The sequence below is a fragment of the Enterococcus nangangensis genome (assembly GCF_005405245.1).
GTDB lineage: Bacteria > Bacillota > Bacilli > Lactobacillales > Enterococcaceae > Enterococcus_J > Enterococcus_J nangangensis.
In genome coordinates this window covers 1-13,924 of the sequence record NZ_BJDR01000009.1, presented here as the reverse complement: position 1 = coordinate 13,924, position 13,924 = coordinate 1, and the positions used below count along the sequence as shown (strand labels likewise).

General features: G+C 43.9%; 10 protein-coding genes. 7 read left to right on the top strand and 3 right to left on the bottom strand.

Annotated features, from left to right (window positions below; genetic code table 11):
• Positions 1–10 precede the first annotated feature (10 nt).
• From FFM57_RS04340 to FFM57_RS04330, 3 genes are read left to right on the top strand one after another with little or no spacing between them, the layout of a single operon-like run.
• Entirely contained in the window at positions 11–766 is a 756-nt protein-coding gene (locus tag FFM57_RS04340) for a DeoR/GlpR family DNA-binding transcription regulator (RefSeq protein WP_137599300.1), read from the top strand.
• A complete protein-coding gene (pfkB, locus tag FFM57_RS04335; RefSeq protein WP_137599299.1) occupies positions 763–1,680 on the top strand; it encodes a 1-phosphofructokinase in 918 nt (305 codons plus the stop codon). The genes FFM57_RS04340 and pfkB overlap by 4 nt, the downstream gene beginning before the upstream one ends.
• Positions 1,681–1,698: 18 nt before the next feature.
• Positions 1,699–3,627, top strand: a complete 1,929-nt coding sequence (locus FFM57_RS04330) for a PTS fructose transporter subunit IIABC (RefSeq protein ID WP_137599298.1) — start codon at positions 1,699–1,701, stop codon at positions 3,625–3,627.
• 200 nt (positions 3,628–3,827) lie between these two features.
• Here FFM57_RS04330 and uvrA read toward each other — a convergent pair whose 3' ends face one another.
• Positions 3,828–6,650, bottom strand: a complete 2,823-nt coding sequence (gene uvrA / locus FFM57_RS04325; protein WP_137599297.1) for an excinuclease ABC subunit UvrA — start codon at positions 6,648–6,650, stop codon at positions 3,828–3,830.
• A gap of 10 nt (positions 6,651–6,660) precedes the next feature.
• Positions 6,661–8,655, bottom strand: coding sequence for an excinuclease ABC subunit UvrB (uvrB, locus tag FFM57_RS04320; protein WP_137599296.1), 1,995 nt, complete (start codon positions 8,653–8,655; stop codon positions 6,661–6,663).
• 250 nt (positions 8,656–8,905) lie between these two features.
• On the opposite strand from uvrB, the gene FFM57_RS04315 reads away from it, so the two are divergent.
• The 4 genes from FFM57_RS04315 to FFM57_RS04300 all read left to right on the top strand — a co-directional run bounded on the left by FFM57_RS04315 (position 8,906) and on the right by FFM57_RS04300 (position 12,853).
• On the top strand, positions 8,906–9,388 hold the full coding sequence (locus FFM57_RS04315) for a hypothetical protein (protein WP_137599295.1): 483 nt from the start codon (positions 8,906–8,908) through the stop codon (positions 9,386–9,388).
• Positions 9,389–9,519: 131 nt separating this feature from the next.
• Positions 9,520–11,766, top strand: coding sequence for an RNA polymerase recycling motor HelD (gene helD, locus FFM57_RS04310; RefSeq protein WP_137599294.1), 2,247 nt, complete (start codon positions 9,520–9,522; stop codon positions 11,764–11,766).
• A gap of 12 nt (positions 11,767–11,778) precedes the next feature.
• Positions 11,779–12,279, top strand: a complete 501-nt coding sequence (locus FFM57_RS04305) for a GNAT family N-acetyltransferase (RefSeq protein ID WP_137599293.1) — start codon at positions 11,779–11,781, stop codon at positions 12,277–12,279.
• Positions 12,280–12,445: 166 nt separating this feature from the next.
• A complete protein-coding gene (locus FFM57_RS04300; RefSeq protein WP_137599292.1) occupies positions 12,446–12,853 on the top strand; it encodes a GNAT family N-acetyltransferase in 408 nt (135 codons plus the stop codon).
• Positions 12,854–13,085: 232 nt separating this feature from the next.
• On the opposite strand, the gene FFM57_RS04295 is transcribed toward FFM57_RS04300, so the two are convergent.
• Positions 13,086–13,769, bottom strand: a complete 684-nt coding sequence (locus FFM57_RS04295; protein ID WP_137599291.1) for a plasmid pRiA4b ORF-3 family protein — start codon at positions 13,767–13,769, stop codon at positions 13,086–13,088.
• Between the last annotated feature and the right edge of the window lie 155 nt (positions 13,770–13,924).

Below are 13,924 nucleotides of genomic sequence, written 5' to 3'. Positions count from 1 at the left end.
GGGAATGATAATGCTTACAGTGGAACGGCAACAAAAAATCCTGAAAATTATCCAGGAACAAAATATTGTTAAATTGCAAGAACTCACGCAATTATTAGACGCTTCTGAATCGACTATTCGCCGCGACTTGCAAGAACTAGAAGATCAACAGCTATTAGAGCGTATTCATGGTGGTGCTAAAAAAGTACAACACTTTGTCTTAGAACCAGATATGAATCAAAAAACGAAGGCTCACTTAGTCGAAAAGCAAAAAATCGCCCAATACGCGGCGACCCTTTTACAACCCGACGATGTCTGCTACCTTGATGCCGGCACGACTACTTTAGCCATGATTCCTTATCTGCATGCCGAACTCCGCTTAAAAGTAGTCACCAATTCCGTCCAACATGCAGCCCAGCTGATTGAACGCAACATCCAAACGATTATTCTCGGCGGCAGTATTAAGCTTTCCACCCACGCTACTTTAGGGCAGGCGGCTTTACAACAGTTGCGCCCTTTTCATTTTACAAAAGCTTTTATTGGCGCAAATGGTATTGATTTATCAGCCGGTATCACTACACCTGATCCAGAAGAAGCCATTTTAAAACAAATTGCATGTCAGCAAGCACAACGCGCTTTTATTTTAGCCGACGCTTCTAAATTTCAAAAAGTAACCTTTACTAAATTTGCGGATCTAGCAGCAGTGGAAATCATTACCGATTCACTACAGGATGCCAAACGGCAAGCCTATTTAGCAGAAACAACCATCAGGGAGGTGTCACGATGATTTACACAGTAACTTTAAACCCATCTATTGACTATATTGTCCACGTGGAAAACTTCAAACCTGGCGCAGTCAATCGGATGACCAAAGACTTTAAGTTCCCCGGCGGCAAAGGGATTAACGTTTCCCGTATTTTACAACGTTTAGACCAACCCGCCACCGCTTTAGGCTTTATCGGCGGTTTCACAGGCCACTTTATTGAAAGCCAACTAAAAGATGAAGGCTTAACTTGTGCCTTTACCCCCGTGCGCTACGATAGTCGCATCAATATTAAATTAAAGTCGCAAACGGAAACGGAAATTAACGGCCTGGGACCTTTACTAAGTAACGAAGAAATTCAAGAACTGAAAGAGCGTCTTAGCCAAGTGCAAAAAGGCGATATCGTCGTTTTAGCTGGGAGCACCCCGGCATCTTTACCTAAAGGCTTTTACCAAGAACTGATTGAAATTATAAAAGAAAAAGAAGCAGAGTTTGTCATTGATACCACGGGTAAAGACTTAGCCGACGCCTTGTCTGCAAAACCTTTGCTGATTAAACCTAATAACCATGAATTAGGAGCCTTGTATCAAACTGAATTTGAAACAATTGCAGACATTTTGCCTTATGGGCGCAAGCTTTTAAAAGCCGGGGCCCAGCACGTGTTAATTTCCATGGCTGGCGATGGCGCTTTATTATTCATTGCAGAGGGCGTTTACCAATCTAACGTGTTAAAACGACCGGTAAAAAATTCAGTGGGTGCCGGCGATTCCATGATTGCTGGCTTTATTGGCGCCTATGAAAAAACAAAAGATCCCATTGAAGCCTTTAAATGGGGCGTTGCTTGTGGTAGTGCCACTGCTTTTTCCGACGACTTAGCAACACGGGCAATGATTGATAGCCTCTTGCCTGAAGTAGCAATTACAAAAATTAGTGAATAAAGAAAGCGAGGAACCGTGATGAAAATCAATGATTTATTATTAAAAGATGTCATGATTATGGACCTTAAAGCTACCGATAAAGCGAGGGCCATTGATGAAATGGTCCAAAAACTTTATGACGCTGGGCGCATTAGTGATATCGACACTTACAAAAAAGGCATCTTAGCCCGCGAAGCTCAAACCTCCACCGGTCTAGGGGATGGTATTGCGATGCCCCACGCTAAAAACGCAGCGGTCAAAGAAGCTACGGTACTTTTTGCTAAAAGTAAAGCAGGTCTTGATTATCAAGCGTTAGATGGCCAACCCACCTATCTTTTCTTCATGATTGCGGCACCAGAGGGCGCTAATGATACTCATTTACAAGCCTTAGCTGCTTTAAGTCGCCTGTTGATTGATCCAAATTTTGTGGCCCAATTAAAAGAAGCTACCACTCCTGATGAAGTGCAAAACTTATTTGCGACAGCTGAAGCAGCAAAAGAAGCGGAAGAATCGGAAGAAAAAGCCGCAGCGGCGACTATGCCAGACACAGCTGAAAAAGATGAGCCTTACGTCGTTGCCGTTACTGCTTGTCCCACTGGTATTGCCCACACGTATATGGCAGAAGATGCTTTGAAAAAACAAGCAAAAGCCATGGGGGTGAAAATTAAAGTTGAAACAAACGGTTCAGAAGGGATTAAACATCGTCTCACCTCAGAAGATATCGAAAACGCCGTGGGAGTGATTGTTGCTGCCGATAAAAAAGTCGAAATGAATCGTTTTGATGGCAAGCACCTCGTCAACCGTCCAGTATCAGATGGCATTCGTAAACCTGAAGAGTTAATTAATGAAGCCTTAAGTAAACAAGCCCCTATTTTCCATGCTGAGCCTTCAAGTGAAGAAAGTCATGCTGCTAGCGCGGAAGGAACAATTGGCCAACGTATTTATAAAGACTTAATGAATGGTGTCTCCCACATGCTACCTTTCGTTATTGCCGGGGGAATTATGATTGCCATTTCCTTTATGATTGATAACTTTATGGGAGTTCCCCACGATGCCTTAAGTCAATTAGGTTCTTATCACGACCAAGCGCAATGGTTCAACCAAATCGGTCAAGCGGCCTTTGGGTTCATGTTACCTGTTCTAGCTGGCTTTATTGCTTCCAGTATCGCCGACCGTCCTGGTTTAGTTGTCGGTTTTGCTGCTGGTGCCCTTGCTAATGCCGGTGGAGCTGGTTTCCTCGGCGCTTTAATCGGTGGTTTCCTCGCCGGGTATGTCATTCTTTTCTTACGAAAAGTCTTTAGCAAATTGCCAAAATCCTTAGATGGAATTAAAACAATTTTATTCTATCCTTTCTTTGGCCTGCTGATTGCTGGGTTCTTAATGCTTTTGATTAACATTCCCATGAGTGCCATCAATACAGCGTTAAATGATTTCTTAAATAGTTTAGGGGGAACAAACGCCGCTTTACTAGGTGCTTTATTAGCCGGCATGATGGCCACAGACTTAGGTGGTCCGATTAATAAAGCCGCTTATGTCTTTGGTACGGCTACATTAGCCACCACTGTAGCTGAAGGTGGCTCCATCGTTATGGCGGCTGTCATGGCAGGTGGGATGGTACCGCCACTAGCTGTCTTTGTGGCTACGCGCTTATTTAAAAATAAATTTACTAAAGAAGAACAAGATGCCGGGATTACCAATATTGTCATGGGACTTTCCTTTGTCACTGAAGGGGCAATTCCTTTCGCCGCTTCTGATCCATTGCGGGCCATTCCCAGCTTCTTAATCGGTTCAGCCATTACGGGAGGCTTTGTCGGGGGCTTAGGTATTCGTCTGATGGCGCCCCACGGTGGAATTTTCGTTGTTCCTTTATTAAATCATCCCCTAATGTATCTCCTCTTGATTGCCATTGGCGCCATCATTTCTGGTGTGATTTTCGGCTTACTGAAAAAAACAGCCACGGAAAGATAATGCCATAAAATAAAAAGCAAGAAGCCAGCTGTTTTGCCCCAGCTGGCTTCTTGCTTTTTGAACGGATTTCTATAGGTGGATGAGTAAGAACATCTCACTTCACCACCGTCAGTATAAACCCATTCTATGAAAAAGAAATAAAATTTCAACGACTTTTTACAATTTCTTAAAGAAGACTGCAAATTCTTCGGAAATTTACACTATTTTGCTAAAACCTTTTTTAAATAATGACCAGTGTAGCTGGCAGGAACAGAGGCAACTTCTTCTGGCGTACCGGTAGCTACAATCTCCCCGCCGCCTTCGCCCCCTTCAGGACCTAAGTCAATCAGGTAATCGGCGGACTTAATGACGTCTAAATTGTGTTCAATCACTAACACCGTGTTGCCATTATCTACGAGGCGTTCTAAGACGACTAAGAGGCGGGCAATATCATCCGTGTGGAGTCCAGTGGTGGGTTCATCTAAAATATAAAAGTTTTTCCCATTAGAAATTTTATGGAGTTCGGCAGCTAATTTCATCCGTTGGGCTTCCCCACCCGATAAGGTCGTTGCGGGTTGTCCCAAGGTCACATAACCTAAACCGACGTCTAAAATCGTTTGCAACTTGCGGGCAATTTTAGGAATCGGTTGGAAAAATTCTACCGCGTCTTCCACTGTCATTTCTAAAATGTCCGCGATATTTTTTCCTTTGTAACGGACTTCTAAAGTTTCTGAGTTATAACGTTTACCATGACACACTTCACAAGGTACGTAGACATCAGGCAAAAAGTGCATCTCGATTTTTATAATCCCGTCCCCTTTACAAGCTTCACAGCGGCCCCCTTTGACATTAAAGGAGAAACGCCCTTTTTGATAACCGCGAATCTTCGCTTCATTGGTCTTACTAAAGAGATCGCGAATATCATCAAAGACACTGGTATAAGTGGCGGGATTACTACGGGGCGTCCGCCCAATGGGACTTTGGTCGATGTCGATAATTTTTTCAATCCCGGCCACCCCCGTGATTTTGTCAAACTTCCCAGGTTTAGCCGTAGCGCGATTAATTTTTTGTGACAAGGCTTTGCGTAAAATTTGATTCACTAAGGTGCTCTTCCCAGAACCGGAAACACCCGTCACGGCGACAAATTTTCCCAGGGGAAAGTCCACCGTTAAGTTTTTCAAATTATTTTCCCGCGCCCCAGTGATGCGAATCTTTTTCCCGCTCCCTTTGCGACGCGTTTTCGGTACTGGAATTTTTTTCTTCCCTGATAAATATTGCCCGGTAATGGAGTTTGGGTTAGCCCGCACTTCTGCTGGCGTGCCGGCAGCGACAATTTCCCCACCTTGGGCGCCAGCACCAGGACCTACATCAATCAAGTAGTCACTGGCTAACATGGTATCTTCGTCGTGTTCTACTACAATCAAGGTGTTGCCTAAGTCCCGCATCTTTTTCAAGGAATGAATCAAACGATCATTGTCCCGTTGATGGAGACCAATGGAGGGTTCATCTAAGATGTAGAGCACCCCGGACAAATTGGAACCAATTTGCGTGGCTAAGCGAATCCGTTGGGCTTCCCCCCCAGATAAGGTACCCGCTGCCCGCGCTAAGGTTAAATAATCTAAGCCGACATTTTTTAAAAAGCTGAGGCGATCTTTGATTTCCTTTAAAATCGGGCGGGCAATAGTGGTTTCTTGTGCACTTAAGGTCAAGTTTTCCGCAAAAGCCAAGGCTTTAACAATCGTCAATTGACTCAATTCACCGATATTCGTATGGTTCACTTGCACCGCTAAAGCTTGGGGATTCAAACGCAAACCGTGACAAGCTTGGCAAGGAAGCTCCGTCATGTAAAGACGCATTTGCTCCCGCGTAAAGTCACTACTAGTTTCTTGGTAGCGGCGTTCAATATTGACAAGGACCCCTTCAAAAGGAACTTCCACGTCCCGCACCCCACCAAAATCATTTTCATAATGGAAATGGAAGGTGTCGCCGTTGGAACCTTTTAAGACGATTTCTTGTTGTTCTTGCGGTAAATCGGCAAAAGGAGTATCTAAGTCAATGCCAAAACTGTCACAAGCTTGTTGCAAAAGTTGGGGATAATATTGAGAACTAATGGGATTCCACGGCGCGATAGCCCCTTCCCGTAACGTTTTACTTTTATCGGGAATGACTAAATCCAAATCCACTTCCAGCTTTAAGCCCAAGCCGTCACATTCGGGACAAGCTCCAAAGGGCGCGTTGAAAGAAAAGAGGCGTGGTTCTAATTGCCCCACCGTAAAGCCGCAATAAGGACAAGCGTAGTGTTCAGAGAATAATAACTCTTCCCCACCAATCACATCCACGATGGCATAGCCTTGCGCAAGACGCAGACACGCTTCAAAAGAATCAAAGAGCCGGGAGCGAATCCCTTCTTTTAAAACAATCCGGTCAATAACAATGGCGATATCGTGCTTTTTATTTTTTTCCAGTTCTGGTGCTTCCGTGACATCGTAGATTTCACCGTCCACCCGGACCCGCACATAGCCTTCTTTTTGAATGGTCTCAAACACTTTTTTATGTTGACCTTTTTTCTGGACGACAATGGGAGCTAAGATTTGCAAACGACTTTTTTCCGGTAAAGCTAAGACCCGCTCCACCATTTGTTCGACGGATTGGGCGGTAATTTCAATATGGTCATTGGGACAAATAGGATGCCCCACCCGAGCATACAAGAGCCGCAAGTAATCGTTAATTTCCGTCACCGTCCCGACAGTAGAACGGGGATTCTTGCTGGTGGTTTTTTGGTCGATGGAAATCGCTGGTGACAAGCCATCAATGCTATCCACATCGGGTTTATCCATTTGCCCTAAAAATTGGCGGGCGTAAGAAGATAAACTTTCTACATAGCGTCGTTGACCTTCAGCGTACAAGGTATCAAAAGCTAAGGAGCTCTTCCCAGAACCAGAAAGTCCCGTCACCACCACCAGTTGGTCCCGTGGAATGGTGACATCAATATTTTTTAAATTATGGGCCCGAGCCCCATGAATCACAATTTTATCGTTTGGCATAACTTCACTCCTAATCTAGTGCTTTCAACTCTAAGATGGAATCCCGCAACGTGGCGGCCGTTTCAAAGTCCAGCGCTTTGGCCGCTTCTTTCATTTCTTTTTCTAATTTGATGATTAAGGTTTGACGTTCTTCTTTATTTAATTCGGTTAAACGTTCCACCGTCAAGCTATGCTCTTCTTCCGCCGCTTGTTTGGTAAAGGAAATCGCATCGCGAATCTTTTTAATAATGGTTTTGGGGGTAATCCCGTGTTCTTCGTTGTAAGCTTGTTGGATGGTGCGCCGCCGTGCAGTTTCCTCCATCGCATTGCGCATGGAATCCGTCAGATTATCCGCATACATGATGACTTTCCCGTTAGCATTGCGGGCAGCCCGCCCGATGGTTTGCACTAGGGAACGTTCCGAACGTAAGAAACCTTCCTTATCGGCATCTAAAATCGCCACTAAAGAAACTTCTGGCACATCGATTCCTTCCCGCAACAAGTTAATCCCCACTAAGACATCGAATTCTCCCAGCCGCAAGTCGCGAATAATTTCACTCCGCTCCAAAGTTTTAATGTCGCTATGGAGATACTTGACTTTAATCCCCATCTCTTTGAAGTAATCCGTTAAGTCTTCCGCCATCTTCTTGGTTAAGGTGGTAACAAAGACCCGTTCGTCTTTTTCCACCCGCTCGTTGATTTCCCCTACTAAGTCGTCAATTTGCCCCATAATTGGTCGCACTTCTACTACGGGATCCAAAAGTCCCGTTGGCCGAATGATTTGTTCCACAATCGTCTCAGTTTGTTCCCGTTCGTATGGACCAGGAGTGGCGGAAACATAAACGATTTGGTGGACATGTTTTTCAAATTCCTCTAAACGTAAAGGGCGGTTATCTAAAGCGGACGGCAGACGGAAACCGTAATCTACTAACATTTGCTTCCGGGCGCGGTCACCGTTATACATCCCCCTCACTTGGGGCATCGTTACGTGGGACTCGTCAATCACTAACAAGAAATCTTTGGGGAAGAAGTCCAGTAACGTGTAAGGGGGTTCCCCTTCTGCCCGTCCTTCTAAATGACGAGAGTAATTTTCGATGCCGGAAGTGTAGCCCATCTCCCGCATCATTTCAATATCGTAGTTGGTGCGCTGTTCCAAACGTTGGGCTTCTAATAATTTATTTTCACTTCGCAATTGTGTTAAGCGTTCATCGAGTTCCGTCTGAATACGGGCAATCGCTTTTTCCAAATGCTCTTCATTCGTGACAAAGTGGGTGGCGGGGAAAATCGCCACGTGCTCCACTTCCGCTACGGTTTCACCGGTTAAGGCGTCCACTTCGCGAATCTTTTCAATTTCATCGCCGAAAAATTCCACCCGCAGTGCGTGTTGATCCCGAGAAGCGGGGAAAATTTCCACGACATCCCCCCGCACCCGAAAGCGGCCCCGTTGAAAGTCGATATCGTTACGATCAAATTGCATCTCCACTAATTGTGTTAACAATTGATTCCGTTCCATTTCCATGCCCACCCTTAAAGAGAGCACTTGTTCTTGGTACTCGTTGGGATCTCCTAAACCGAAAATACATGAAACCGAAGCCACCACAATCACGTCGTTGCGTTCCAGTAAAGAACTAGTGGCGGAGTGGCGCAGCTTATCTATTTCATCGTTAATGCTGGCATCTTTTTCAATATATGTATCTGAAGACGGTACGTAAGCTTCCGGCTGGTAGTAATCATAATAGGAAACAAAATATTCCACCGCATTATGGGGAAAAAATTCTTTAAACTCCCCGTAAAGCTGACCGGCTAAAGTTTTATTGTGGGCAATCACCAAAGTAGGCTTGTTCACCTTGGCAATCACTTCCGAAATGGTAAAAGTTTTCCCCGTCCCGGTGGCGCCCAGTAAAATCTGAGCTTTTTCCCCACCTTCAATGCCTTCGACTAGCTCCGCAATGGCTTGCGGCTGATCGCCGGCTGGTTGGTAACTGGAGACTACTTCAAATTGGTTATCTGTAACGCGTTCAATCATGATTTTCCCCCGTTCTTTTCATGACACCTTGAGCCGAATTTTCTTTTCCCAAAGCTAACTAGCGCAATACCAGAAAGCGTGCAGCTGCTTTTGGATATTCCGCTGTTGGTGGGCACTGACTTTGCCTGAAAGTTCGCCTAAAATTCCTCAACTAGTATAGCATAGGGAACATACTTTCGCCACTGATTTACATTAGGAAAAGATTCCACTGTCTTTAAAAATACGTTACAATGGAATTGAGGTGAAACACGTGAAACGAGGCATTATTATTTACTCCAGTCAACTCCCCTTGAGTTTTCAACGGGGAATTCATTATAAAAAAAGTTTGCCTGACGGACAGTTATGGCTTTTAGCTGACGACCAGGAAGCGAAACTTTTATTAAGGGGTGACGCCTTCCAAGAGATTATTTTTATGCCGGAAGTCAAAGATCAGCGGAAAGAAATTTTACAACACGCCACGGGGCCTGCCAAAATGCGTTTGTTGTCAGAACAACATTTTTTAGCCCAAGAAGCGTTGGCTCAGGAAAAAGCCGCAGAACGGGCCAAAAGTTCTGGTGAACCCCCCGCTCCTATAGCACCAACGGAAGCAGCTGAAAATGCGCCGCTGGCCAAAACACCCATTATCCGCAAACAACAACGCCAACAAAAAAAGCGTCGTAAATTGTTGTTAGGTGGCCTCCTGGTCATTCTGCTTTTCATGATGATCATCGCCGCTTTTTGGTGGCTCTTCTAAAAACTTGCTGACGACTGTCGTTGGCAAGTTTTTTTGCCTTTCAAAAGTAAAGCGTTACCATTTAGGACAAACTATTTCCCTTTTGCAAAAAAGGTGCTATAATTTTTTGTCGAACTTTGGAAAAAGAAAGGATGAATCCTTTGCAACAACGAGCCTTAGAAGAGCAACAACTGCAAAAGAGTTTAGCTTTAATTGCTGAAGAAAAACGCGTTTTACACCAAGCGGCCTTGGACCAAGAACAAGCTTTAAAAAATGAAGCTTTAGAAAATGGTGCCGCTGAAAATAAAATCAATACCTTCTCAGATGAGAGTTTCCGGGACTCTTACATTAACCGCCGCCAACATGAAGTAGACTTACTGGTGCGCTACCACACTTTAGAAGCACAAAAAAAACGTCAACAAGTCTTAAAAATTATGACGAAAAATCCGTACTTTGCCCGCATTGATTTCACGGAAGAAGAGGAAAAAAATCGCCTTTACGTCGGGGTAGCCTCTTTACGGGACGATGCAGACGAGCCGCTAGTGGTGGACTGGCGCTCTCCCATTGCCAACCTCTATTACGAAAGCGAACTCGGCCCCACTTACTACGAGGCCCAAGGAGAAAAATTAGCTGTTACGTTAAACTTGAAACGCCAATTTAAAATTACGGATGGCAAACTTCTTTCCATGGCGGACACTTCAGAAACGATTCACGACGATTTCTTATTGGAAATTTTAGACGAAAATTCTAATCACCATATGAAAAATATCGTGGCCACCATTCAAAAAGCGCAAAACGCCATTATTCGTAACACCAACTCGCAAGTAATGATGATTGAAGGCATTGCTGGTAGTGGGAAAACTTCTGCATTATTACAACGGGTCGCCTATCTTTTGTATACCCATCGCAACTGGTTGAAACCTGAACAAGTCCTCTTGTTTTCGCCTAACCACCTTTTTAGTGAATACATCGCCGAAGTTCTGCCCTCTTTAGGAGAAAATCAAATTCCTACCACCACGTTTGGCGCTTACTTCCAACACCTTTTGCCTCAATATATCGTCACGAAACCGCAAGCTGCCGAAGCGAACTTTTTAGCCGGGGGGCGCAGCGCCAGTAGCTTACTAAAAGCCGATTTAGCTTGGTCGAAAAATTTAGAGACCTATCTGAAAGAGATCACCAGTGTCGGCCCTGCCTTTAGAGATTTAAAAATTAAAGGCCAAGTGAAAATTAGCAAACAGCAAATTCGCCAATACTACCAAGAAGCTAATCCAACCCTGCCGATTCATCAACGCCTTTCCCTCTTACAAACGAAGCTCTACAAAAAACTCGGCGGCTTAATGAAAGACGAACAAAAAGCACAATGGGTAAAAGATTGGGTCCAAGAAAAAGTCACCCAACACTACGAACAAAACTTCCAATTGGAAGACAACGACGTGAACGAAAAGAAATTGCGGAAAGAACTTTCCGTAAAAATCGTTAAAAAATATTTTAAAAAATTAAAACAAGTAGTAGATGACTTTGAGTTTATCGCCTTTAGCTTGCAGTACCGCCACTTCTTACAACAAGCCCCTGCCGAATTATTGCAACAGTATCACGTCACGCCTGAAGCTTGGCAAGGTGAAATTCTCCACATCCAAGAAAATTTCCGGGAAAAAATTATTTTACAAGAAGATGCGGCGCTCTGTTGCCTGATGAAAAAACGCCTCCTACCTTTTTACGTCAGCCAACAAGCCCGCTTTATTTTCGTGGATGAAATGCAAGACGTGACCCCTTTAGAAGCGCAACTTTTAAAAGAAATGCATCCGGATGCCAACTTTACTTTTTGTGGCGATTTGAACCAACAAATTTTTGGCAATCCGACATTAGTGACCCATCTCTTGGATATTTTCCCCGACAAACGCGTGGAGCGCTACCAACTTACCACTAGTTACCGTTCCACCCAAGAAATTACCCGTTTTGCCGAAAGCTTCTTAGAAAATCCGCCGCAAACCGATGCGCCACGGCACGGCACAACGCCAACAATTTATTATCGGGAAGATGCAAAACAATTAGTCGCTGACCTAGTGGCTAGTCTCGAAAAAGAACGCTCCCCACAAATTATGCGCCAAGCTATTCTGACGAAAACCACCGCCGAAGCTCAAGCTCTAGGGGATGCTTTAAAAGAATCAAATCTAGACTTCCAATTAATTTTAAACGAAGACGACTTTTTCAAACGCAACTTAGTGATTCTACCGGCTTACTTAGCCAAGGGATTAGAATTTGACGAAGTCTTGCTTTACAATATTTCTAAAGAAAACTTTGCCACAGCCAGCGACCGTTTGATTTTATACACCATGATTACCCGCGGCATGCACCAAGTCTCCGCTTTTGTCGCCGATGATACATTACCTTTTGCTTAAGGAGGAGTGCTGATGGAACACGCTGTAACTTTTCGCCCCGCTACCATGACGGATGCCCCTTTGATTTGTCAATGGTGGAACGACCCCACTGTTATGAAATGGGTGGGCTTCCCCCGTGGACTAAGCGCAACAGCCACCAAAGTACAAAAATCCTTAACTTATTACCAGCAAAAAAATGCCGCATTTCTCTTAATTCTTGACGAAGAGGAAACGCCAATTGGTGAATTTTGTTATGAACCCTTAGCTGACGGGCACTACCAATTGGATATTAAAATTGGCGACACTACTAAACTGCGCCAAGGCTATGCGCTGAGCGCTTTAACTTTAGGCTGCCAACTGTTACAAGAAAAATTTGATGCGAACCAAATTATTTTAAATGTCAACGCCGTGAACACGCCGGCTCTGGCTCTTTATCGCAAGTTCGGTTTTAAGCAAGTGGACTTCCTTCCTGACAATTGGGAGAACCAACTGGGAGAAAAAATGTCCACCGTAGTTTTAGCAAAAACTTTATAAACAGCAAAATGACTTACCTCTATTTTTGAGATAAGTCGTTTTTGGTTGGGTTAAGTTTTGTCCACGATAAGTGCTATAATAAACCCATCTCATATAAAGGAGCACTGTGTCATTATGAAATTACGTAACCACTCTTAATTTTATAAAAATAATTAGGAGGAAAAAGATGATAACCTATCAAATAAATCAACCCGTTCCTTTAAAAGACAGCGCTGACCTGTATACAAGCGTCGGCTGGACGGCTTATACCAATGATTTAAAGCGTTTAAAACGCGCCCTCGCCAATTCCCTCACCGTAATTACCGCTTGGCAAGATAAACAGCTGCTGGGTCTGATTCGCGCAGTTGGGGATGGCGAAACCATTCTCTACATTCAAGATATTTTGGTACTCCCAACCTTTCAAAACCAAGGAGTTGGCAGTGCTTTAATGACTAAAATGCTAGCGCTCCACCCAAACATCCGCCAAAAGGTTTTACTAACAGAAGAAGCACCTGATGTTCGCCACTTTTATGAAAAATTCGGCTTCACTTCTTGTGACCAAGGAACACTGGTGGCGTTTTTTAAGGAGCATTAACTAAATATTGGGCAGAGAAATAGCCATCGTTTCAAGGAGGATTGAAACGATGGCTATTTTCACACTAATAAGCTAGCAATTGTTTGGTGTGACTGTAGCGCGTCAATCAGCATGTATATTACGATAGTCCTGATGGCAAGGTGGGTGTCGTCATTATTAAAATTGAAAGTTAAAAAGCTGAAGACCTCTACGCCAAGCTTGAAAAAGAATGGCACAGGGGTCTTCAACTTTTTTATTCTTGCCGTAAAAGGAACTTCAGCATCTGGCGACTAGGTTCTAGCCCTTCCTCATAACTTTGCCGGTACACGCGCAAAAGTTTTTTTATGCGGATATTCATTTCTTCGCGGTCAAAGTGTGCAAGGTCGAGCTGTTCAACGCTCAACCATGAGGACAAGTAATCATATTCATCCCCGTGACCTTCTGCAAAAACCTCCGCCACATGCGCTAGGCCACCAGGACCACCACAATCTTCAATAATGCCAAAGCCTTCCCCGGAGATAACGCGAGGAATTTCTTTTAGGGAAATTTCTCTTTCTTCCACATTTTCTACATGAAGATGAACTTCCCAGCCATCACCAAAATCATAAAGCAAGGTTAATTTATCGTCTTTGTTCACACCAAAATTATTCAAGTTGTGCGCTTCTGCTGGGAAACTCATGACACCCTCTTCTTCATATTCTGGTGGCATCATCTGAGGATAAAAACGATAGCGTTGCCGCAGATTCGCTATCCCAAAACGAGGAGCTAGCTGCAAAGTCATCTCGTACAAATGACTAGCTTGCATTTCAAATTGAATCATGGTGATGTACACAAGCTCGGCGATGGTTTTCTGCCCATTTATTTCAAAACGCCGCCAAATCTTTGGCTCATAATCTGCTAGTTCGGCATAGATGGTATAGATTTTGTGTTTAGCCATAATCGTCTCCTTTGAAGTGATATTTGGATAAAGATTCTACAATTTTATCGGGAAAGATAATTTTTTAAAGTTCATCAGGATAAAGTCCATATAATTGTGTAAAAAGAAAAGGCCATATGAGTGCCTGATACGGTACAATGTTTTTAACCACAAAA

Coding starts and splice junctions, on each gene's coding strand:
- helD (WP_137599294.1), top strand. CDS start 9,520: ATGAATCCTTTGCAACAACGAGCCTTAGAAGAGCAACAACTGCAAAAG.
- FFM57_RS04305 (WP_137599293.1), top strand. CDS start 11,779: ATGGAACACGCTGTAACTTTTCGCCCCGCTACCATGACGGATGCCCCT.
- FFM57_RS04340 (WP_137599300.1), top strand. CDS start 11: ATGCTTACAGTGGAACGGCAACAAAAAATCCTGAAAATTATCCAGGAA.
- FFM57_RS04330 (WP_137599298.1), top strand. CDS start 1,699: ATGAAAATCAATGATTTATTATTAAAAGATGTCATGATTATGGACCTT.
- pfkB (WP_137599299.1), top strand. CDS start 763: ATGATTTACACAGTAACTTTAAACCCATCTATTGACTATATTGTCCAC.
- uvrA (WP_137599297.1), bottom strand. CDS start 6,650: ATGCCAAACGATAAAATTGTGATTCATGGGGCTCGGGCCCATAATTTA.
- FFM57_RS04300 (WP_137599292.1), top strand. CDS start 12,446: ATGATAACCTATCAAATAAATCAACCCGTTCCTTTAAAAGACAGCGCT.
- FFM57_RS04295 (WP_137599291.1), bottom strand. CDS start 13,769: ATGGCTAAACACAAAATCTATACCATCTATGCCGAACTAGCAGATTAT.
- uvrB (WP_137599296.1), bottom strand. CDS start 8,655: ATGATTGAACGCGTTACAGATAACCAATTTGAAGTAGTCTCCAGTTAC.